General features: G+C 46.8%; 17 protein-coding genes and 1 tRNA gene. 7 read left to right on the forward strand and 11 right to left on the reverse strand.

Annotated elements, in window-relative coordinates; translation table 11 throughout:
• The first annotated feature begins 139 nt into the window (after positions 1-139).
• The 6 genes from KJS94_RS06150 (at position 140) to KJS94_RS06175 (ending at position 8,448) form a co-directional block, all read left to right on the forward strand.
• Entirely contained in the window at positions 140-856 is a 717-nt protein-coding gene (locus KJS94_RS06150) for a hypothetical protein (RefSeq protein WP_214446434.1), read from the forward strand.
• Between the two features lie 121 nt (positions 857-977).
• On the forward strand, positions 978-1,787 hold the full coding sequence (locus KJS94_RS06155; protein ID WP_214446435.1) for a hypothetical protein: 810 nt from the start codon (positions 978-980) through the stop codon (positions 1,785-1,787).
• Between the two features lie 454 nt (positions 1,788-2,241).
• Complete coding sequence (locus KJS94_RS06160; protein WP_214446436.1) at positions 2,242-4,788, forward strand: TonB-dependent receptor; 2,547 nt, start codon at positions 2,242-2,244, stop codon at positions 4,786-4,788.
• 93 nt (positions 4,789-4,881) lie between these two features.
• Positions 4,882-6,183 carry a YeiH family protein gene (locus KJS94_RS06165; RefSeq protein WP_214446437.1) on the forward strand — a complete coding sequence of 434 codons (1,302 nt, stop codon included), beginning with the start codon at positions 4,882-4,884 and terminating at the stop codon, positions 6,181-6,183.
• A 129-nt stretch (positions 6,184-6,312) separates the two neighbouring features.
• Positions 6,313-7,293 (forward strand): CapA family protein, encoded by a 981-nt coding sequence (locus KJS94_RS06170; protein WP_214446438.1) that lies wholly within the window; start codon positions 6,313-6,315, stop codon positions 7,291-7,293.
• Between the two features lie 294 nt (positions 7,294-7,587).
• Entirely contained in the window at positions 7,588-8,448 is an 861-nt protein-coding gene (locus KJS94_RS06175) for a hypothetical protein (protein WP_214446439.1), read from the forward strand.
• Between the two features lie 222 nt (positions 8,449-8,670).
• On the opposite strand, the gene KJS94_RS06180 is transcribed toward KJS94_RS06175, so the two are convergent.
• The 5 genes from KJS94_RS06180 to KJS94_RS06200 form a co-directional block, all read right to left on the reverse strand.
• Positions 8,671-9,078, reverse strand: a complete 408-nt coding sequence (locus KJS94_RS06180; RefSeq protein ID WP_214446440.1) for a DUF6010 family protein — start codon at positions 9,076-9,078, stop codon at positions 8,671-8,673.
• Positions 9,079-9,207: 129 nt separating this feature from the next.
• Positions 9,208-10,020 carry a hypothetical protein gene (locus KJS94_RS06185; protein ID WP_214446441.1) on the reverse strand — a complete coding sequence of 271 codons (813 nt, stop codon included), beginning with the start codon at positions 10,018-10,020 and terminating at the stop codon, positions 9,208-9,210.
• A gap of 21 nt (positions 10,021-10,041) precedes the next feature.
• The gene (locus KJS94_RS06190; protein ID WP_214446442.1) at positions 10,042-10,536 is read right to left on the reverse strand and encodes a heavy-metal-associated domain-containing protein; all 495 of its coding nucleotides are present in this window, start codon (positions 10,534-10,536) and stop codon (positions 10,042-10,044) included.
• A gap of 708 nt (positions 10,537-11,244) precedes the next feature.
• A tRNA-Ser gene (locus KJS94_RS06195) sits at positions 11,245-11,329 on the reverse strand.
• 204 nt (positions 11,330-11,533) lie between these two features.
• Complete coding sequence (locus KJS94_RS06200; protein WP_214446443.1) at positions 11,534-14,140, reverse strand: MGH1-like glycoside hydrolase domain-containing protein; 2,607 nt, start codon at positions 14,138-14,140, stop codon at positions 11,534-11,536.
• Positions 14,141-14,244: 104 nt separating this feature from the next.
• Between KJS94_RS06200 and KJS94_RS06205 the strand changes: the two genes are divergently transcribed.
• Positions 14,245-14,676 (forward strand): CBS domain-containing protein, encoded by a 432-nt coding sequence (locus KJS94_RS06205; protein ID WP_214446444.1) that lies wholly within the window; start codon positions 14,245-14,247, stop codon positions 14,674-14,676.
• A 75-nt stretch (positions 14,677-14,751) separates the two neighbouring features.
• Here KJS94_RS06205 and KJS94_RS06210 read toward each other — a convergent pair whose 3' ends face one another.
• The 6 genes from KJS94_RS06210 to trhO form a co-directional block, all read right to left on the reverse strand.
• On the reverse strand, positions 14,752-15,597 hold the full coding sequence (locus tag KJS94_RS06210; RefSeq protein ID WP_214446445.1) for an endonuclease/exonuclease/phosphatase family protein: 846 nt from the start codon (positions 15,595-15,597) through the stop codon (positions 14,752-14,754).
• A gap of 751 nt (positions 15,598-16,348) precedes the next feature.
• A complete protein-coding gene (locus tag KJS94_RS06215) occupies positions 16,349-17,701 on the reverse strand; it encodes an OmpA family protein (protein ID WP_214446446.1) in 1,353 nt (450 codons plus the stop codon).
• 166 nt (positions 17,702-17,867) lie between these two features.
• Entirely contained in the window at positions 17,868-19,976 is a 2,109-nt protein-coding gene (locus tag KJS94_RS06220) for an endonuclease MutS2 (RefSeq protein ID WP_214446447.1), read from the reverse strand.
• A 72-nt stretch (positions 19,977-20,048) separates the two neighbouring features.
• Positions 20,049-20,618 (reverse strand): hypothetical protein, encoded by a 570-nt coding sequence (locus KJS94_RS06225; RefSeq protein ID WP_214446448.1) that lies wholly within the window; start codon positions 20,616-20,618, stop codon positions 20,049-20,051.
• Positions 20,619-20,783: 165 nt separating this feature from the next.
• Positions 20,784-22,130, reverse strand: a complete 1,347-nt coding sequence (locus KJS94_RS06230; RefSeq protein WP_214446449.1) for a sensor histidine kinase — start codon at positions 22,128-22,130, stop codon at positions 20,784-20,786.
• 135 nt (positions 22,131-22,265) lie between these two features.
• A complete protein-coding gene (trhO, locus tag KJS94_RS06235; protein WP_214446450.1) occupies positions 22,266-23,297 on the reverse strand; it encodes an oxygen-dependent tRNA uridine(34) hydroxylase TrhO in 1,032 nt (343 codons plus the stop codon).
• Between the last annotated feature and the right edge of the window lie 105 nt (positions 23,298-23,402).

A 23,402-nucleotide genomic window follows, 5' to 3' on the forward strand; every position in this document is an offset into this window, starting at 1 on the left:
TACAGGAAACATTGGAAACCCTTACTAACACTGAACCAATTCATTGATCAGATTATACCTGATATTAATTATATCCTTCCTGGCGATTCAGAGCGGCGCACAAACATCTGGTGATTCCCTTGAACCTGCCAAAAATGCCATGGCTGCAGAGGACCCATCCCAATTCCTGACACGTGTGGAGGTCATCAATGAAACCCAGCATTTTGATAAAGATTTTTCCCTTAATCAATCTACCCTGCGCATGATTGTGAAGATCGGGAAAAGATTTACCACCAGGGTAGATATCCCCTTCACCTATAACTCACGTAAATCCCCAGCGGGTTATAGCCAATTTGGACTGGGCGATATTTCTTTCCGGTTACTGGGTTACAAGATTGTTGAATCCAAACTTACTGCCCTCACTGCTTCGGTTGAGATCAGCCTGAATACAGCGGCCTCTCCTTCAATAGGAACTGGCAAGAATATCCTGATCCCAATGCTCACTTTCAGCAGGCTTGTTCCACAGCACCACCTGATCCTTGGCATTATTGCCCAACAAGGTTTCTCCATGGGTGGTGATGAATCACGGAATGACTTCAATTATACCAAACTTCAACCATTTGCCATTCACATGTGGTCCCGCAGGATTTGGTCCATCCTGGCCCCTGAAATGTTCATCGACTATATTGGTGATGACGTTTCCCTGAACCTGGAAACCAGGACCGGTTATGCCCCTACACCAAGATTCAATATTTGGTTGGCAGGCGGAGTGGGCTTGTTCGGGAACTTTCCCGGCAGGTACCAATGGGACCTGGAACTGGGGACAAGGTATTTTCTGATGCGAAAGAAAAAGCCTGCTCCTGCGAATATCCCCTAATACAATGCTGCGAAAAGAAGGTCATTTAGCATGCAGTCGAAAATTCTTGATTTAACGGTTCAACCTTGCCCCACCCTTTTGTACAAAGTAACTTCATTGATTATTGGCCTTATCCTTTGCTATGAATATTCGAAAGATATTTATGCTGGCAGTCCTTTGGCAATTCCCTTTTCTTGCCATACATGCCCAGCAATACAATTCAGACAGTTGGCTATCCAAGCCTCACGGTACCATAACCATCATCCCCACATTCGGCCAGCGAAGTTCCATGCTCATGAATACCTATTCCCTTTTCCCCAAATGGGAATTCACCATGGCAGCCTATATGTATAATAATGATAATGATCCCAAAACGGACGATGGCTATTCCTTATCCTTTTTTGGCAAATTCATGTTCTATGAGAACAAAGACAGGACGGGAGGGGCAGCCATAAAAGCAGGAACGGGCCTCTTTCCTGGTGTTCTGAAAGGGGATAATGGGGGTAATGATGCGTTCAAGACCTATTGGATGAACATGCCCGTTACCCTACCGCTTTTCAAGAATAAGGTATCCTGGGATATCATGCCGGGAGCAAGCATGACAAAGGATTACGGGGATGAGGAAAAAACAGCTTTTTCATTTACTTATTCCACCCGTATTGCGTGGTATCCACTCAACCCCGAAACTTCCATAGTTGGGGAAGTGTTTGGTACCGTCGGCGAAACCAAGAGTATACCGGAATACAAGATTGGGTTGCGCTGGGAACCCAGCCAGTTTGCCGTTTTTGCCCTTACCTACGGCCAGGAATTCAACGGTACCAACGGCGCGGGTTTTGAATTCGGGATAATGTTATTTACCCCTCCCTTCGCCTGCCTGGGCGGTTGCGGGGCCAACAAGGGAAAAAACAAACTCTTCAAAAGAAAACCCAAACCAGCACCCCCTTCCCAATAATATTGGGCTAACTATTCCAGTAGGAAGATTAAACCAACTGATCTTCTCCATACAGGAACCCAAAGGCAGGAAGGCCCTTGAAATTAACGCAAACCAGGCCTTTAATAAAAATTTAGTCTACAAAACTTGTAGGTTTTGTAGGAATTACTATCTTGCACTCAATTAGTCTATTTTTCTAATAGGTTTATAGACTTTTTCTTCGCCAAATCCTATTGAATGCCTACTTGCATAGCCATATAAGGAGGATCCCGGATCCATAAAAAACCAACGGAAAATAATAGCTGTGCACCAAATCAATCAGACCATGACCACTAAAAAGTATTGCCTTCTTCCCCAGGCCATTCTCGCCCGATGTTGTGAGGGCTAACCATATTCATCCATAAGCAAACAAATTTTCATGATTCCCTGAACGACCCCAACCGGGCACGTACAGGACCATTATGCCTATTCACCAATGAAAAAGATCATTCTACTCAGTACTTTCTTCAGTTTTTTGCTGCTCGACCTGGCGGCTCAATCCATCACCGGCTCCATCAAGGACGAGAAAGGTTCTCCGGTCGATGGCGCCACCATCAAAGTAAAAGAAACCGGAACCCATGCCATTGCCGATCTCAATGGAAAATTCACGATCAAAACCCCTTCCACCCTGCCCTATTCCCTGCAGATCACCTCGGCAGGCTATGCAGCCAGCGAAGTGGAGATCAGCGCACTGAAGGACTCCATCCTGACCATTATCCTGCTCGACAATAACCAACTGTCGGAAGTAGTGATCACCTCCAGGCGCCGTCTCGAAACTGCCCAGTCAGTACCCATCCCCATCTCTGTAGTGGGTGGCGCACAGGTAGAAGATGCAGGTGCATTCAATGTCAACCGCCTGAAAGAAATGGTACCAACTGTGCAATTGTATTCATCCAACCCCAGGAATACCACGTTGAACATCCGCGGCCTCGGTTCCACCTTTGGCCTGACCAATGATGGTATTGATCCCGGTGTAGGCTTTTATGTTGACGGTGTGTATTATGCCCGCGCCGCTGCAACTGCACTGGATTTCATTGACGTTGACCAGGTGGAGATCCTCCGTGGCCCCCAAGGAACCCTTTTTGGCAAGAACACTACCGCCGGTGCTTTCAACATTACTTCAAGGGCCCCCAAATTCAAGTCTGGCGCCACTTTCGAGGTCAGCTACGGTAATTATGGATTTGTCCAGGCCAAGGCTTCGGTTACCGGCAAGATCGCCAAGAAACTAGCCGGAAGGTTGTCCTTTTCCGGTACCCAAAGGAATGGCCTGCTTTACAATATCGCCACCCAGAAGCCTGTGAATGACCTCAACAATATAGGTGTACGCGGTCAACTGCTCTATGCCCCAACAGAAAACCTCAAGATCACTTTCATCGGTGATATCACCGATCAAAAACCCGATGGCTATGCACAGGTGATCGCCGGGGTCGTGAAAACGGAAAGGCCTGGCTACCGCCAGTTCGACTCCATCATTGCAGACCTTGGTTACCAATTGCCCACCCGCAATGCTTTTGACCGAATCATCGACCATAACACCCCCTGGCGCTCAGGTAACCAGCTGGGAGGCGCATCCGTAAATGTGGATGCCAAGATTGGCAACGGAACCCTAACCTCCACCACAGCCTGGCGCTACTGGAACTGGGATCCCTCCAATGACCGCGATTTTACCGGCCTGTCTGTATTGCAATTGTCCCAGGCCACTTCCAAGCACCAGCAATGGACACAGGAGTTGCGTTATGCCGGTGATTTCTCTTCCCGGCTCAGCGGGGTGATCGGGGTCTTCCTGATCGGCCAGGACCTTAAGACCGATCCCTTCCATGTTGAAGAATCCGGTAATGCCCAATGGCGCTTCTCCCAAAGCACGAGGAGCGATCTTTGGAAAACACCCGGGCTCTTTGATGGCTATGGCATCCGGACCAATTCCCGATTGCAAACATTTGGCGCCGCCATTTTTGGCCAATTGGATTGGGCCATAACCGAAAAACTTCACCTTCTTCCCGGTCTCCGTTACAATTACGACAAGAAGGAGGTGGACTTTGAAAGAAAGACCTATGGTGGATTGGAAACCAATGATCCGGCCTTGCTGGCCTTGAAACGTTCTGTTTATACCGACCAGGCCTTCGCTGCCCAAGTAGACTCCAGCAATTTCTCCGGCCAGATTACGGTAGCTTACAAAGCCTCCGGTAAGATCAATGCCTTTGCCACTTATTCAATGAGCTATAAACCTGTCGGCATCAACCTTGGTGGCTTACCAACCTCCGGTGGCAATCCCATGACAGAACTTGCGGTGATCAAACCGGAATTTGTGACCCATTATGAAGTCGGCATCAAAACCAATCCAACCAAGAACTCCACGCTGAATTTCGTTGCCCACCAAACCGATATCAAGGACTACCAGACCCAGGTGCAATCTCCCGAAGTTGGCGTAAACAGGGGTTACCTGGCCAATGCAGATAAGGTAAGGGTATGGGGCGTTGAACTGGATGGTAACATCAGGGTGAATGAGCGTTTATACTTCTACGGTAGTGTGGCCTATACCGATGGAAAATATGTTTCCTTCCCCAATGCCCCATTGCCACTGGAAGAAACAGGAAGGGCACAATCCTTTAAGGATGCCTCTTCCGGCGTTCTGCCCGGCATCTCCAAATGGGCCGGTTCCTATGGTGGTGAGATCCAGTCAGCCCTGAAGAAAGCCTTTGGCCAGCCCGGTCGTTACTTTTTTGCAGTGGATGGATTTGCCCGTTCTGGTTTCTCTTCCAGCCCCACGCCTTCCAAATTCCTGAACGTTGCCGGTTATGCCTTGCTGAATGCCAGGATCGGGTATCGTTCAAAAGAAGGGTTTTCGGTATTCTTCTGGGGAAGGAATATCCTGGACAAGGATTATTATGAACAACTCCTGCCCGCAGCAGGTAATGCCGGGCATTATGCCGGTGTGTTGGGCGACCCCAAGACCTATGGTATCACCTTGAGGTATTCCTTATAAGTTTTGTTTTGGCATAGCGTTGTATTTTAGGGGGCTGGTCATGGAATGCATGTACCAGCCCTTTTTCATCTGAATGAATGATCACTCCCATCCATGAGTAGAAAAATCACCCTGCAGGAAGACCAATGGGCCGTACTGTTGGCCACCATCATTATTACCATTGTAGTAATTGCAGCAACACTGTTCGATACTACAGGGATCAAATTCCCCACCTTCAAATGGAAGGACCAGCAAGAACTGTTGGATAAGGTCCTTAGTCCCGGCAACCTGAAAGGCATAGCCATCGCCGGATTGGCATTGATGGCCTTATCAGCATTCGCCATTGTCCAGCAGGGAAAAAACATCTTCGTTGCGCTATCCGCCATCTTGTTGCTTTACTTACTGGCCATTCTTTCGCTTATCGCTGCAGGCAATGCGCTCATGAACCAGTTGGGCCTGGAATATGTATTGTTCGCCTTGTTCATTGGTATCATCCTCAATAACCTCTTTCGAATCCCGGATTGGTTCAGGCAGGCCATTCGATCGGAGTTGTACATTAAAACCGGGCTGATCATCCTGGGCACCAGTGTGTTGTTCAGCGATATCATCAAAGCAGGTTTACCAGGGATCTTGCAGGCAGTATTGGTCGTTTCCGTTGTCTGGTTTGTTGCCCTCTGGCTATGCAGGAAGTATAAGGTGGATGATGAGTTCGGTATCATGATCGCGTCGGCAGTATCGATTTGCGGGGTATCAGCGGCCATCGTTGCGGCCGGTGCCATTCAGGGCGATAAGAAAAAACTTTCCTATGTAACTACCCTGGTACTATTATTAGCAATACCCATGTTGTTATTACAGCCCTGGATCATCCGCTATTTCCAGATCCCTGAAATAGTGGGTGGCGCGTGGTTGGGAGGAACACTGGATACCACCGCTTCCGTTACAGCGGCTTCTGAATTAGTGGGTCCCCAGGCCGTTAAAGTAGGTGTCATCATCAAGTTCTCCCAAAATGTATTGATCGGAGTAGCAGGATTCCTGATCACCTCCTGGTGGGTATTGCGAAATAAGAATGGGCAGCCCGCCAATGATAGCACTATCCCGGCCTGGAAGACCATCCTGGAGCGCTTTCCCAAATTTGTAGTCGGATTCATCCTGGCCTCCCTCCTTTTCTCCTTCATCATTCCTGCTGGCACTACTAAACAAGTCAGTGGCCTACTGAATGGCATACGGACCCTATGGTTTGCATTGGCCTTTGTATCCATTGGCATGGAGGCTAAATTCTCTGAACTGGTCAAGGTACAGGATGGCCGCCCTGCCATTGCTTTCAGTCTTGCACAGGTATTCAATATCATCTGGACCTTATTGATCGCCTACTTATTGTTCAGCGGGATCTTATTCAGTATTCCCAATATCCAATAAACCAGCACCTGTGGATGGTTGATCACAATCAGTCCAAATGGTGACCCAACTCTGCCAAAGGTTGAACAGACCCAAGTAAATTAGTAAGAAAGGGCAGCATAAGTTCCATGTTGCCAACCACAAACCTTAATGGCAGTAGAAACGACCATATGCATTGGCTTCACCGGTGATGTCATGATCGGCCGCGGGGTGGATGAAGCACTAAATGAGAACGGTGTCCTCTATGCGTGGGGCAATACGCTGCCCTTTTTAAAAAAAACGGACATCAATATCATCAACCTCGAAAACACCCTGACGAATAGCAACCACCAAGCCTTAAAGACCTTCAACTTCAAAGCAACACCCGATAAGGTCAATACCCTTACTGCTGCGAACATCACCATTGCCAACCTGGCCAACAACCATATCCTCGATTACCATGAGGAAGGTTTGCTGGAAACCATTGCCACCCTTGACAAAGCCGGCATAAAGCATGCAGGTGCAGGAAGGAATGCAGAAGAAGCAGCAAGGCCAGTGGTCATCCAAAGCAAAGGACTAACCATCGGCTTACTAGGCTTTACCGATAATGAACCTTCCTGGAAAGCAGGTCCGGACCGCTGCGGGGTGAACTATATTGATATTGATGATGAAGGAGACCGCAAAAATGCGACCATAGCGATCAGCCAATTAAATCAAGAAGTAGATATTGTGATCGTCAGTATTCATTGGGGACCGAACATGAATACGGAACCATCAGCAACTTTTGTAGACTTTGCCCACCAAATGGCAGATGCAGGCGCGGCTATCATCCATGGGCATAGTGCCCACAACTTTCAAGGAGTGGAAGTCTATCAGGAAAAACTGATCCTCTATGATACCGGTGATTTCGTGGATGATTACCGCGTAGATCCTTTCTTCCGGAACGACCATTCCTTTTTCTACCGGGTAATGGTGGACAAGTATGGACCAACCAGCTTGGAACTCATTCCGGTATTGATCACCCAATACCAGGTAAACCTCGCCCAAAAAGAAGCCAGACAATGGAGCATACAAAACATGAAAGCGCTAGCTGAAAAATGGGGCACGGCTATTTCGGATAATGGTGTACTGACCATCAGGAATGACAGGTAATATTACCCATTGGCTTACAATGCATTTATCAGCTCCAATAACATCCCTGGCATTCCCTTTAGGATCAAATGAGCACAGCATTCCAGACAAAATACCAGGAATGATTTTTGTAAAAATACTTTTAGTCCATCAGCTTAAGTAGCTAACTTTATATTGAATAAATGGCCATAAGGTTAGGCAATAAACAGGCTTTTGCATAAATAACCTATCTAATTCCGTAACCTGTCATCACGAAATAATAACTGAAAGGATTACTCAAATCCAATATCAAGTACCAGGTTAAATTATTGGGTTATGAGAACAAGACACCTTACCGCAGTATTACTTTCTACTTCATTTATTTTTATCGGCCTGGTAATTTCGGCCCAAAAGAGTAAAACACCTCCCTTAGACTCCACGCTGGAAGCCAACAGTGAAAAATGGAAAGTAAAAATGCACAAAGGATTTGGCTTGGGAAAACCATCCTTCGGGCCTTACGTTACTCTCGATGTGGAAAAGACTGATTCCCCCGTATTTCGCAAGAGAACCAAAGAAGGCTCATATAGAGGGGCGATCATTTCGAGTGAAAGCTGGGATTGGGATTTCAGTAAATATGAGGCAACAGAAACAAAGAAAGCATACCGAATGATGGTTGCTGCAGAAAGTGACACCACGGAACTTTTGTTTTCCCTATACAGTGTATCCCATGATAAGCAGCTAACATTTTTCGGGGAAATGATGAGCAAGGACGATGAAGGGAAAAACCTTACCCTCGGTTATAAGAAAACAGCATCTGGCATTATTGCGATTGGAACTGACTCCATTTCGTGGCGTTTCCTCATCGAAGATAGTTTCAGCAGAAAAGATGTTCCACAAGGCTATTTTAATGACTCAAAAAGACTGACCACTGCCTATATAATAACCGGAAGTGATTCCCTTTTTGCTGAACCCATAATGCAACAAATTGGCAAGGAGGTTGAAAAATATTCTTTTCAATACCAGAAAGGAATATTCATTAACGATAGTAAAGGAACCCATCTCGCTGCATTGAAGTCTGGAACTGCGGGCGATCTCTCCAACCCCTTCTATGTATGGATACGAAAAGATGTTCAAGCCGCCGATCAGCAAGCTATCGCATCCCTTTTTGTCTTGTTGATGATGATCAAATCATCGTAAAGTCATTGCCAGCCTAACGAAAGAATACTAATATATTGCCCCACGATGAGCGATTTCAATATTCTCCTACTGTCACCAGCGTTTTGATGATGAATTTAATAGTTCTTTGAAAGCATTTTCAGTATTGGCTTTCAGCGAATTTGTAGCCTACAACGATTTGAAATGATTGAAAATATGCCCTTATATAACACCTATAAATGTAAATTGATACGAAAAGCAGCACTAACAAATAGCTTTGCTTAGCCCTTTGCTCATTATCTGCTTTTTGAAAAGCACCAGGTAAATCCCAACTACAAAATCGAATGTGAGACAAAACAAATCATAATCGGGTGGAACAAGTCCGGGATCACAGAAATAACCATAAGAAAAATCCCAAATACCATGCAGGAAATAACCGGCAGCAAGCAGGTAAATATTCTTTTTTATCCCGAAATAGGCAATATTCAGGAACAAAACAGCCTGAACCACATTAATGATCAATTCCCGCACATTTGTCCATGCAAATCCGACATATAGGAATCCGATACCTGTAAGCAACAAGCCATATACTACCCTCTTATCATACCGCTTCAGAAGGATAAAAATAATAGCTAAAAAGCCTGATGATATCCCAATAATTGCTGCATTCATCCTATTTACAATTTGAATTAAAAGATGTATTGAAAAATTGAACCGATATAATGATTAAAGCATTCCAGGGCTGCTTTGGATCATAAAGAAATTTTTTTATTTAAACTCACATACAAAGGGAATGACTGCCTATTTAAAAGCATTAAAGAAATTATGCTCTAACCTGATGAAAAAACCATTTGGGGCAGTCCGCTCCTGATCGCTGCTGATCTCTTTTCTATACCCTATATCCAACCTGCTTTGGCTATTAAATATAAATTGCATTGCAGGGGCTATATCTACATAATATTTACCTGAACCGGTATTGAATTGGCTCAATACTTCAACCATCAGGTTAAAGTTCGTCTGACGATAATCCCTGTACTCTTTCGGCAGCATAAGTTTTCCAAAAGAGAAAGTGTAGTTAATGGCCTTACTGTTTTCCTGCCCATAAATGAACTTGTTATTATTGCCATTATCCAATGCTTTCACATATGAGACTGAAGATGATAAGGCGACTTTTCGTAACAACTTAGTAGCCACAATACCTGCCTCCATTCCGGTATTATGTCCATACATACTTATTTCTTCCTGGTGGACATCACTATTGTTGTAACTGATCGTAAGGAAAGCAGCCATACGAAAATGCGCTTGAATGGCATCATTGCTCAGGAACCGATACTTAGCATAGATACTACCCCCTTCATTTCTGAAAACTTCATTTCGGTTACTGAAAAAAGTACTACCCCTTAACATCAATTTCTTTGACAGGCCCAATGCTACTTCAGGAATAAGGTGATAGTTGATCTTTGAAGAATTGACCTCATCCATTATCGAATTATCAACCCTTACTGAAATACTTTTGGCAGCAATATTGCTTGCAGGATCGGTCATAGTAAAGAGCTCTTGTGCTCCTGCTGTTAAGGATTGAAAAATGCAGATAATTAAAACAAGCCTTTTCATTGAAAATTATTTATAATTATTTTATTGATTGGCTACCAGGGCAACATGATAGACTTGTGAAGATTGGACCTGATACTTATTCCGTTTATATTCCTCCAATGGAACATATCCCTTATCCAAAATCCTTACTTTCCCATTTCCAAAGGGAACCCGGTAATTCTCCTTCACAAACAGAAATGTCATATCCTGAATAACAAAAGGTACTCCGGAACTTACAGGAATACTATCAAGACTCAGGCTTACATAAAAAGCAGAAACAAAAAATCCTGCACTCTCTACTTTTTTCCTGATCAATTCAAAGTCAATTTTACTGTCTGGCTTAAATGAAATCTCGAAACTGTACGTTTTAATATCGGGATCAACTTTCCATACAAAATCGAGCGACTTCAATGCTTTACTGATGGCATTGCTACACATGCTGCAGGTAAGGCCACTTGCCTGCAGGCTTACACTATTAATTTGCGCATTGGCGATGAAAGAAAAGCAGAGGACTGCAATTAGAATAATCTTTCTCATCAGCATCAATTTTTTAAGTAATGAGTTTAGTTGATCATTTTGGAAGAAACCCTAACGGGCGATTACCCGTTTTCAAATGGAACAGTGAACCACTTTTGTTTCCTTATATATCGCTACCAATACCTTAGGAACTAAAGGGAGTAGATTTCAATGTCACTGCATAGCCGAAATTTTAATTATTGTTTCCATTTATGATCTCTTAAACCATGAAGAATAATTTCACAACACAAAGCTAGATTCGGGAATTGGCCTGACTGTATACCATGGAGGGATGGATTTATATAATTACCGGAAATACTGACGGATACCCTATTCCAGTAATCTTTATCAGCTTCGCCTGTACTTACAGGCTTACCAATGCGGTCTTATATATATGCTTGTGGAGGTCTTTTTAGAGCGCTTATTAGTATAGGATATGGCCCCAAAAAGGCAGCATAATCCTGGATAATCCACTGAATTTTGTTGCCTTAGCAACCTTTGATGGAGAAGCGGGAGAATCCGACACTTCGCTTCGGTGATCCTTAATGAGGAGGCATCAGACCAAAGAAATAGTGTCGCACTTGGTCTATATTGATGCAAGGAGGTACAAGAGAGAAGATAGTTCCATAAACAAAAAAGCCAGCTGAAGTATAAAACTTCAGCTGGCTTACATCGCTTTCGCAACTTCTGCGGACCTTGTCCGCCGAAGGTCGCTTCAGCGACCGAAGGCGGAGAGAGAGGGATTCGAACCCCCGGACCTGTTACAGTCAACGGTTTTCAAGACCGCCGCATTCGACCGCTCTGCCATCTCTCCGGGCGCAAAATTAGGGTTTGGAACCATTCTCCAAAAAAAATCTCCAACTTTTTTTTCAGGCATCAAATCATGCCCCTCAACCCTACTGTAAATATCCTCCAAAACCCTTTACCAGAAAGGATTATAGCACATCAACAAAAAACCTGTCGCGTTTTCACACAACAGGTTTTTTACTAACATATTCCCTTTCCTGACTGCTTAAACTCAATGCCTTGGCTGCAACAACTTCGCCACCAGGCCTGTCCAACCTGTCTGGTGGGCAGCCCCCAGTCCCTTACCATTATCGCCATTGAAATACTCATAGAAGAGAATATAATCCCTGAAGTAAGGATCCTTCTGTAACAATTCATAATCGCCATACACCGGCCGTTCCCCTTCATCCGTGCTGCGGAAGAGTTTAACGAGCCGCTTCGACAATTCGTCGGCTACCCCATCCAGGGTCATGTAATTGCCGGATCCGGTCGGACATTCAACCTTCAGGGAGTCGCCATAGAAATAATGATAGCGCTGCAATGATTCAATGAGCAGGTAATTCAACGGGAACCAGATCGGTCCACGCCAGTTGGAGTTGCCACCAAACATCGAACTGTCTGATTCTGCCGGTAGGTAACTCACCCCAAACCGATTGCCTTCCACTTCAATATGGAACGGATGCTTCTCATGGTATTTCGACAAGGCCCTCACCCCGTAATCACTCAGGAATTCGGTTTCGTCCAATACCCGTTGCAAAATGGCCTTCAGCTTGTCTTCCCTGATGATACTGAGCAGGTGCTTGGATTCGGAGCGGATATCACCCCATTCCGAAACCACTTTGGCATAGGCCGATTTGTGCTTCAGGAACCAGGCCATGCGCTTCTCGAAATCCGGGATGCTATCATACAAGGCATGGTCTATCACTTCCACTGCAAATAGAGGGATCAACCCCACCATCGACCTTACCTTCAGCTTCAGTTCCTTGCCATCAGGCTTGCGCAGGGCATCATAAAAGAACTTATCCTCCTCATCCCAAAGCCCGGTGCCGGTCTCCCCTATGCTGTTCATGGCCTTGGCAATATAGATGAAGTGTTCGAGGAACTTGGTCGCCATATTCGAATACACCTCATTGTGCGTAGCCAGCTCAACGGATATCCTGAGCATGTTCAGGGCAAACATGGCCATCCAACTTGTACCATCACTTTGTTCCAAATGACCACCGCCCGGTAAAGGCGCACTACGGTCGAAGACCCCGATATTATCGAGTCCAAGGAAGCCTCCCTGGAAGATATTGTTACCATCGTGGTCCTTACGGTTCACCCACCAGGTGAAATTCAACAGCAGCTTATGGTAAAGGGCCTCCAGGAAAGCGATATCCCCCTTCCCGTCATTGGCATGCTTATCGATCTCATACACCCGCCAGGTAGCCCATGCATGCAATGGAGGATTAACATCACTGAAATTCCATTCATAGGCAGGGAGTTGGCCATTCGGGTGCATATACCATTCCCTCGTCAGCAACATCAACTGGTTCTTTGCGAATTGGGCGTCCAACACAGCCAGGGGAATACAGTGGAATGCCAGGTCCCATGCTGCATACCATGGATACTCCCATTTATCTGGCATGGAAATGACATCTGCATTATTCAAATGCATCCATTCATTGTTGCGCCCCCATATACGATTACCGGGAGCCGGCCTTTTAGGGTCACCCATGATCCATTGCTCAACATCATAATAGTAGAACATCTTGGTCCATAACATCCCGGAAAAAGCCAGGCGTTGTATTTTCCTATCTTCTGCAGAAGGGATATTGTGTTGCAGACCAGCGTAGAACTCATCACATTCTGCTATCCTTCTCCAAAAGATTGCATCGAAGTCATGAAAAGGGTAATCAAGGGCTTCATTTGTCAGGCGCAATTGGACCGTCACGGTTTCACCCGGGCCGATGTTCAGGTTATAGTGCGCAGCGGCCTTAGTACCTTCTTTCGATTTGCTCGTCACCATGCGTTTCTTGTTGACGATAAAATCATTGATGCCATCCTTGGCTAAAGGCTGGATGCCTTTTTTATTGAGGAACCTTTTCCAGTTCGTATCGTTCTCACAAAACTGAAGGTCGCAATTGCCGTTGCAATAGAGATAGTATTTTCCTGTCCGCTGGTGGTTGAGCACAATGGTATTGGGCCCATCCGCCAGCATTACGGGTTTGTAGTCGTCATTTCCCCAGGACCAGGTGTTGCGGAACCAGACGGTGGGCAGCAGTGATAATGAAGCAGCTTCTTTATAGCGGTTGGCTACTGAAAGTTTGATGAGGATGTCTTTCGGGCCGGCCTTGGCATATTCAATGAACACATCAAAATAGGCACCTTCATCAAATATCCCGGTGTCCACCAGTTCAAACTCGGGTTCCTGCCTGGACCGGCGGTCGTTCTCGGCATAAAGCCTTTCGTAAGGAAACTCCTGCTGCGGATACTTGTACAGCATCTTCATGTAGGAGTGCGTGGGCGTATTGTCGAGGTAGTAATAAAGTTCCTTCACATCCTCCCCATGGTTCCCGCGTGGCCCCGTCAGCCCAAAGAACCGCTCTTTCAGGAAGGGATCCTTTTTATTCCAGAGAGACAGGGCAAAACAGATGTGCTGCTGGTCGTCACAGATTCCCCCGATCCCGTCCTCTCCCCAGCGATAGGCATAACTCCTGGCCATATCGTAAGTAACTCCTTCCCAGGTATTGCCGTCTTCGGTATAATCCTCCCTAACGGTTCCCCATTGCCTTTCCGATACGTAGGGGCCCCATTTTTTCCAGTGCGGCTCTTTCAGCCTGTCCTGCTCTGCTCCCATTAGTCACTTGGTTTTACGTTGTTCGGGGTAAAGATAAGCCCCAACACCATTTATTCATTTCAAATTAAATATGTAACTTATGGGTGAACCAAAAGAACTAAGACATGAAAAAGGTTGCCGATATTCTGGCAGTAAAGAGCCGGAGCCTGGTTAGCGTAGCTCCTGAGACCACCGTACTGGATGCACTGAAGATCATGGCCGATAACAACATAGGCTCTATCCTGGTATTAAGCGGTGAGGATTACCGCGGCCTGCTGACCGAAAGGGATTATGCCCGAAAAGTGATCCTGAAAGGCAAATCCTCCACCGACACCAAGGTGATGGATATCATGTCTACCGACCTGCCCCATATTTCCCCCGACAGCTCCATTGATGAATGTATGCAGTTGATGTCGGTGAACAATATCCGTTACCTGCCCGTCTTTAAGGGCGACGACGAACTGGTCGGCATCGTATCCATCAACGATATCATTAAGGCGGTGATCGCCAACCAGGCTGCTACCATTTCCCATTTGCAGTCCTATATCCATTCCTGAAGTCTCTACGTTGACCCTGCATAAAAAATGCTTACCCAAGTGGTAAGCATTTTTCATTTGAGGAAAACTCATTCTTTACAAAACGAGCCGCGCGATGACCGCAAAATGATCAGAAGCGAATCGGCCCTGCCAGGTTTGGGAGATCGTGGCATGGCTGCCCACTTTCCAGTTTCCTTTCAGGAAAATATGATCGATCGGTTCATTATTCAGCTCCTTACTGGTAAAGCCATTGAATGTACCGGTTGGTCCGTAATGCGGGCTTGCGGATAACCCTTTGGAATCCTTCAGGTGCAGGGAATTGCTGTTATCCAGGATCACCCTGATGGGTTCATCGGAAGGGGTGGCATTGAAATCACCGGTGATCACCGCCGGGATCTTACCGGCAATGGCTTCCACCTGGCGGAGTAAGAGTTGGGCACTCTCCTTCCTGGCCTGCTTGCCCATATGGTCGAAATGGGTATTGAAGGCGTAGAAGGTCTTCTTCGTTTTCCTGTCCCGGAATTTCACCCAGGTCACAATACGGGTGATGGCTGCATCCCAGCTTTTGCTTCCCGGCACTTCCGGTGTTTCCGATAACCAGAAGGTGGCACTCTCCAGGGCCTCCAGTCGTTTGGTGTCGTAAAAGATCGCGGAATACTCCCCTTTTTGTTTACCGTCATCCCGGCCCACACCTGCATATTGGTAACCCGGCAGCCGCTGCTGGAGGTCCATCATCTGGTCGTGCAAGGCCTCCTGCACGCCAATGATATGGGCCTCATGGTAAAGGATCTGGGAAGCAACCAGGTCCTTGCGGTAGGGCCAGGCATTGAGGCTATCCGCCGCCGTATGGAGGCGGATATTGAAGCTCATTACATTGAGGTCCTGTGCCATGGCAGCGGCGATTGATAATTGAACGGCAAGGATAAAAAACAACTTTTTCATATGGTAGTACTGTTGGGTGAAGGTAGGAAATGTGGGGATGTGAACACCCTCCTGCACTAAAGCTGCGGCGGGCGAGGTGTAAAGATGTAGACTCTTGTGTACGCTAAAGCTGTTGCGGGCGATGCGTGAAGAGGTGATTCATATTCCCCACCAGGGTATACTCTTCACCCCATCAGGGTCTCCTGAAAGGGACCCTGATGAATAGTAGGATGATACCCTTATGGATCCTTAACGAGAGCCTTTTGCTTGGTAACTAAAACGATGTACGCTAATACCACCGATCGCCGAAGTTTTTTCTATCATTAAAAGCTAATAAAAGCAAAACCATCATCATCGTCTATTCTTATTGTGAAAAAACATCTAGAGTACATCCGATTCCAACTACCCGTTGGTCATAAGACGCAACGGGGGCGGGTATAAGTGATCTGCGTCGTTGATTATAAAGAAGCAATTATATTCTGAGCCGCTGTTGTGCGTTATCACCAACAGCTCCTGAAGTCAACTTGTGTCAACTTTGCTTGCTGATATGAAAGTATAATACCTCAGCGGGCGCGGTCCTAGAGGCCCCCGATGGAATTCCATCCTTCCATTCATCAGGGTCCCCTGCGGGAGACCCTGATGAGGTGAAAAGATTTGGACTCTTGCTTACGCAAAAGCTCAGGCAAGTCCCCAAACCTTTTCCTATGGTTGGCGCAAAGATCACATTTTCACATTTCCACATTTCCACATCCTCCCCTGGTTAGCGCAAAATTCACATCTTCACAAACTCCACCCTCCTGTTCTGCGCCTTGCCTTCGGGCTTGGTATTGTCACCAACGGGTTGGGTTTCGCCCTTGCCATCGGTTTCCAGGCGGTCGGCAGCGATTCCGAATTCGTTCACCAGGGCACTCTTCACCGCTGCGGCCCTGCGCTTGGAAAGTTCCAGATTGGCCGCATCATCCCCATCACTATCGGTATGGCCGATGATCTTCACTTTTACTGCTGCATTCTCGTTCAATACATTCGCGATATCCTTCAGGGTGCCAAAACTTTCCGGCCTGATCTGGTCCTTGTTCACATCGAAGAGGATACCGGTAGTAGAATACTTACCTTCATTGATCAGTTTGTTGCGGGTATCCGGAGCCCCGATGGCCAGGCGGATGGAACCGATCACATACCGGTCGATGGCCTGGTGGGTGCCGCCCATCATGAAGAGCAGGCTGTTGTAATCCTTACCCATCGTGAATGCCCGCGGGATGTCCCAAATCTTTTCATCATCCAGGTAAACCCTAAGGCGTTGGTTCTGCCGCCAGATAGAAACCTTCACCTGGTTATGGGTCTTCGCATGGAACTTGCTATTGCTGGCCTCATTCTTAATGGTCTCCTTATTGTCCACCCAAACCTTAAAGGTGGAATGTCCCCTGTTGCCACCGGCATCGGTTGGATGGATGGACACTTCCACCGCCTCACGGTTGGCCTGGCCATACATCTTATAGTTGCCAAATTCTTTATCCCTGTCCTTTAATGCGGCAAACATGAAATAAAGTCCGCTACTGTAGAAACTGAACTCTGGATTGCAGAACACCTGCATTTCAAGGGTGAAATTATCTGGCAGTTTGGTGATGAATTCCGGCATGAATACCCCTTCCTTAGATAACATCAGGAATTTTCCCTGCTGCCCATCCAGGTTCACGATCTCCCCTGTTGCATTGGTATTCCATTTGGCAGGAAAATCACCAATGGCATCCTGGCCGAAATCTTCCATGGCCACCACTTTCTGGCCGGGAACAAAATCAAACTTGGAATAGGACTTTAGTGTTGGGGTTGCATTAGCATTAGCATTAGCATCATCCTCCACTACCACTGCACCACCCTTCTTGTTTGCAGTTCCGGTCTTGTCTGAAGAAGCTGTGCCGGAATTATTGCCACTGCCATCGGGCTTCTTCTTGCCGGTGCCATCAATGGTCTTATCAATACCCTCTTCCACCTTATCGCCGGCCTTGCGCTTGAGCTTCTCTTCCGCCCGGCGTTTGATATCCTTAATAAATTGCGCTTCACTAGTGGAATAGACAGAGGGGAAAAGGAAAAGTGTAGCGGCAACCAATAACCGATGAAACCATTTCATGCTTTTTCTTTTTTGGGTTAAAGAAATCGCTACCAACCGGAAATGGCTTATCAATAGGATACCATAAGTTACCAAATTATTGGCAGTCCCAGTATTAAAAAGGTGATTGGGTATCACCAGTATCACAGCAGCAATAAATCGATAAAATCCGCCCCTGTTAAAGGCATCAGGTTTCTACATCCTTCTTCTCCTTTACTACCACCAGGTCTTTAATATCTACCTGCATGGGCAGGAGCCCGATCTTCACCACTGCCCGCTTGCCCCTCATCTCGATCACTTCTCCCACCTGGTGGTTGCGGCGCATCTTTACTTTAACCCCCACCGCGATCTCACCACCCACTTCATCGAACTTCGACTCGATCTTCTTCTGCAGTTTGTTCACCACCTTATTCTCATCCTTCTTGAAGAGCAGCGCGAACATTTCCTTCATCACCTTTTCCTTGTCTTCCGATTTCTTCCATTCGATCAGGATCTGCTTCATCTTGCGATCCATATCCTTGAGGTAATTGATCCGATCTTCAGTGATCTTATTCTGGTGCTTCAACAGTTCTACCTGTTGCTGGTGCTTCTCCTTGTTCATCACCTGCTCCATCTCCTTTTTCAGGCGCTCATTTTCCTTGATCATTTTGTTCAGTTCCTTCTCCTTCTTTTCCAATTCGCGCAGGTCCTGCTCGGTACGGTTCAGGAGTTTATCGAGACGGAAATGGTCTTCATCCACCAGGTTCCTCGCCCGATCGATCAATCGCTTTTCCAACCCGATGCGCTCGGCAATAGAGAAGGTATAGGAACTTCCCGGCTTACCGATAATGAGTTTGTATAAGGGCATAAGACTATGCTCATCGAAGGCCATGGCGCCGTTGATGATACCGGGGGTCTTGTTGGCCATCACCTTCAGGTTGAGGTAGTGGGTGGTCACAATACCCATGGCATGCTTTCTTGCCAGCTCTTCCATGATCACTTCCGCGAAGGCTCCACCCAGGTTGGGATCTGAACCGCTACCCAATTCATCGATGAAGAAAAGGGTCCGGCCATTGGCCATCTCCATGAAATACTTCATGTTCTTGAGATGGGAGCTATAGGTACTCAGCTCAAACTCCAGGCTCTGGGTATCGCCAATATGGATCATGAGTTGTTTGAAGATGCCGAACTGGGAGGACGGATGGACAGGCACCAGCAAGCCTGCCTGCACCATCATCTGCGATAACCCCACGGTCTTCATCGTTACTGTTTTACCGCCCGCATTCGGCCCACTGATCACCAGTATCCGGCTTTTGTCATCCAGCTGGATGGTGACCGGAATGGTGGGCTTACCCGATTTCTTGTTATAGAGGAATAGTAAAGGGTGATAAGCATTCACCAGTTTGATCAAAGGCTTCTCACTCACCTGTGGATATTCACCGTTATAATCAAGGGCGAATTTTCCCTTCGCCCTGATGAAATCATATTCGCCCAGGATATCGTGATAGGTTTTTAGCAATTCCGCATATACGGAAAGCCTGGCAGTAAGTTCCCGCAATATCCTGTACACTTCCCTGCTCTCTTCATTCTCGAGGGAATACACTTCGTTATTGAGCTCAATGGTCTCTTCCGGCTCGATGAAGGCAGTCTTCCTGGTATCGCTTTCGCCATGCAGGATACCTTTGATCATGCGCTTGTTCTCGGCAAATACGGCCACTACCCTACGGCCATTGAGGAAGGATTCTTCGATATCAGCCAGGTAGCCTTGTTTATTGAGTTTCTGTACCACCCGCTCGAACATCCGGCGAAGGTCAGCACGTTTCTTATAAAGACTGATCCGGATCCTGCGCAATTCTTCCGAAGCATTGTCGAGTACATTGCCATGCTCATCCAACACATCATTGATCAACTCCTGTATCGTCTTCTCATAATAGGTTCCTTCGATCACATCGGCCAGGCCGGCATTGGCCACACGGCGTTCATTATCGAACCAGCGGAATATGCTTTGCAGGCTCTCCGCCAGTTTGCGGATATGCACGAACTGCTCCCCACTCAAAACTGCACCGGGAATGGAAAGCAGCTTCAGGTCGCGGGAAAGGTTCAAAACATGGTCATTGGGAAAATACACGCCATTCAGCAGCAGTTGCTTGTACTCATGGCTTTGCTTGAGTTCCTTCTCGATGAATTCCTGACGGGTATGGATACGCAACTCCCTTGCCTTGGCCTTTGCATACTCGGTCTTGCAATGGGCTTCCAGTAGGGTCTTGATCTTATCAAACTCCAGTTGAACAACGGCCGATTCCGGGAATAATCTCATACTCTTTCACTCCGCCAACCCTTTTGGGTTCGCGGGGCAAAGTTAGTCCTAATTACCCTATTTAAGGAGGGGCTAATACATAGCGATACCGTAGAATCCTGCTGCCGGACCTACCTTCGAGAGGCGCCCGTTGTCATACTCCATTTCGAAGGAGGCACCGTCCCTTTGGTCCACCCACAAGCGGTAAATGGTTTTCTGGCTGGAGGCCCATTCCGCCACTTTTCCCACTCTGGAACCGGGGTAGGCTTCCGATACCGCACGATCGAGGTAATATGGGTAGGAATTATCCAGGTAATAACGAAGGGTGTATAACCTTTCCCCTTTCTTTGAATAAGCGGCCTTGAAACGCATTTGGGGAAGCTTTCCATAAACGATGGAGGAGTCAATATCCTGGTACCATGTCACTTCCGTAGCACCGGGGAAGTCCCTTGTAAAATGCCTGAGTGCACGGGTATGCACGTCGTTCAGGAAACCATTGGCATAGCCCTTACCCGATGATCGCACCAACACCTTCACCTCGCTCAACTCCGGACTATTCCTGGCTTTCTCAACATAACGGTAAGAATTGGCACAGGAGGAAAATATCACCAGCACTACCAATGGTAAGATGCCAGCTGCCTGGTTTTTTTGCCTGATTTTCATATTAGTAATTTACCAAATATTCAGGGCATGAAAAAAAATGAATAGGCTGGATCTGGTGAAGTCCAACAAAGATTAAACAAGCCAATCCCGCTTTGCGGGAAGGGATAGGATCCACCACCGTTTCGGAAGCCGGACACCTGCCCTCTATGCTGTTGACGGCAGGGATCAGGCCAACCGGCGCTTTGGAAGGGTGAAACAGAATTCACTGCCCTGGCCTAAATCGGAACGGATTGACAGCCAGCCGCCGTTACGGTGAAGGTATTCCCGGCACAACATCAACCCCAGTCCCGTGCCACTTTCCTTATTGGTACCCTGCGTAGTGAAAAATGCATTCTCCTGTAATTTTTCAATCGTTTCGGCCGACATTCCCGCACCATTATCCTTTACATAAACTTCCACATGCGCATCTAATTCGCGAGAGCCTATTATCACCATTCCATTTTCAGGGGTAAACTTCAATGCATTGGACAGCAGGTTGCGGAGTACCAGTTGCGTCATGTCCCGATCCGCCCAAACCCCTATTTCCCCTGGAAGACGGTTGCGGATCTCAATGGATTTTCCGGAAGCCTGCAGATGCACCTGGTTCAACACCTCTTCGGTAACCATGGCAAGGTTCAGTTCTTCCGGATGGGCCGCTGCTGCCTGTAACTGGCTTTTCGCCCATTGCAGCAGGTTTTCCATGAGGTTGGTGGTGAATTGCATCTCCTTGTTGATATCGGGTATCATCAACTTTACCTCTTCTGCAGGGAGGTCATATTTCTCAATATTGCGGAACAGGTTCTTCAAAGCATACATAGGTGTCCGCAGGTCATGCGCGATCACCGAAAACAACTTGTCCTTTAAATTATTGAGGTCACTCAACTGGGCTGATTGCTCTTCCACCAGTAACTTCTGGGCCTGAAGTTTCTCATTGAACTGTATCAGTTCTTCCTGGTATCCCGTGTTCTCTTTCTTGATCAGGTAAAGGCCATAGAAAATAAAGAAGAGGGCCAGCAAATGATTTCCCACAAAGAATGGGTAATTCAAACTGGAGAGTTGAATGGTATAATCCCTTTTCAATACATACACCAGGATGTAACAAAGGGCTGCTATGGCACCACAGAAAAAGGCCTGCCACAATTTGGGCAGGAAGAATACGGAAAGCACGCCGTAAAGAATGAAGAACAATTCAATACCCAGGTCAAGGTTGGCAGCATATACCAATGAACTCAGGACAGGATAGCTGGTAAAATAGACCATCAGGGCTGCCGTGGTATGACCCAGCATACTTAACCAAAGTACCGTGCCACTGATAAAGGCCGGTGAACAGGCTACTACCCAGGCAATGGCAGGAAGTTCATCATTATTCAATAAGCCGGCGATGGGCAACAGGATACCGGTTAACAGGCCAAGGAAATTAAGCCGGTTGAAAATGCGCATCCTTCGTTTCTCCAAAGGATCTACCAACTTATCTATATTTTCTACCGCATCCTCCCGGATCCAACCTGATTGGAGCAATAACTGATCGATCATGGGCCGGCTGTTTATGAGCAATGTATGGTTAAACAATGCCAAACATAACAATCAATCGGACCTATTGTTCCTTTGCTCTTCCAAAAGCTGCAAAACTGTTGCACTGGTTGACCAGAAACCAACCAGCGCATCTGCTCAGCTCAATCGTGGACGGAGACGGCTACGGGATTTATTGAAGATATTCGGGCCCTTGGTAATGCCTTTCCTGATCTTCACCTGCTCTTCTTCCGGTAAGTGGATGATATCCTGGCATTCAGTGCTGCAGCAACCTTCATGTTTGGCTGCACATTCCTCACACTGGATGAATAACAGGTGACAGCCTTCATTGGCGCAGTTGGTATGGGTGTCTGCAGGTTTACCGCACTGATGGCATTTGGCAATGATCTCCTCGCTGATGCGCTCACCCAACCGTTCGTCGAACACAAAATTCTTTCCCTTGAACTTATTGGGCAATCCCTGTTCTTTCACCTTATTGGCATAATGGATGATCCCGCCTTCCAGGTGAAACACATTCTTAAAACCATTGTGCAACATATAGGCACTGGCTTTCTCACAACGAATACCGCCGGTACAATACATGATGATGTTCTTGTCCTTTTTATCCCTCATCATCTCCACCGCCATGGGCAATTGCTCCCTGAAGGTATCACTGGGCACTTCAATGGCCTTATCGAAATGGCCCACTTCATATTCGTAGTGGTTGCGCATGTCGATCACAATGGTGTCTGGATCTTCTGTCAGTTTGTTGAATTCTTCGGCATTCACATACCTACCCTTATTTCGCATATCGAAACCGGGATCAGTAATACCATCCGCAACGATCTTCTCCCTCACTTTCACCTTCAGCACCCAGAATGACTTGCCATCATCATCAACGGCTATGTTCAGCCTGATGCCATTCAATGGTTCAATGGAATAGAGGTATTGCTTCAGGGCCTCGAAATGGGGACTTGGCACGCTGATCTGTGCATTGATACCCTCATGGGCAACATAGATTCGGCCAAAGACCTTGAGCTCGTACAAATGCTTGTAAAGTTCATCCCTGAATTGCTGGGGATCCTCAATCGGGAAATACTGGTAGAAGGAAATAGTGGTGCGTGGTTCGGTTTCTTCGAATAAACGCTTTTTCAACTCCGCCTGGGAGATACGATTGTGTAAAACTGCCATTAAATGGAAATTTTAAGGACACTTGCCTGGTGAACAAAATTTCTTAAACGCCGCAAAGATAGGGCTTTTCAGGCAGGTTGCCAGCAGTTAAATCAGGCTGTTCCA

Origin of the sequence: Flavihumibacter rivuli (assembly GCF_018595685.2) — a bacterium.
Classification (GTDB): Bacteria; Bacteroidota; Bacteroidia; order Chitinophagales; family Chitinophagaceae; genus Flavihumibacter; species Flavihumibacter rivuli.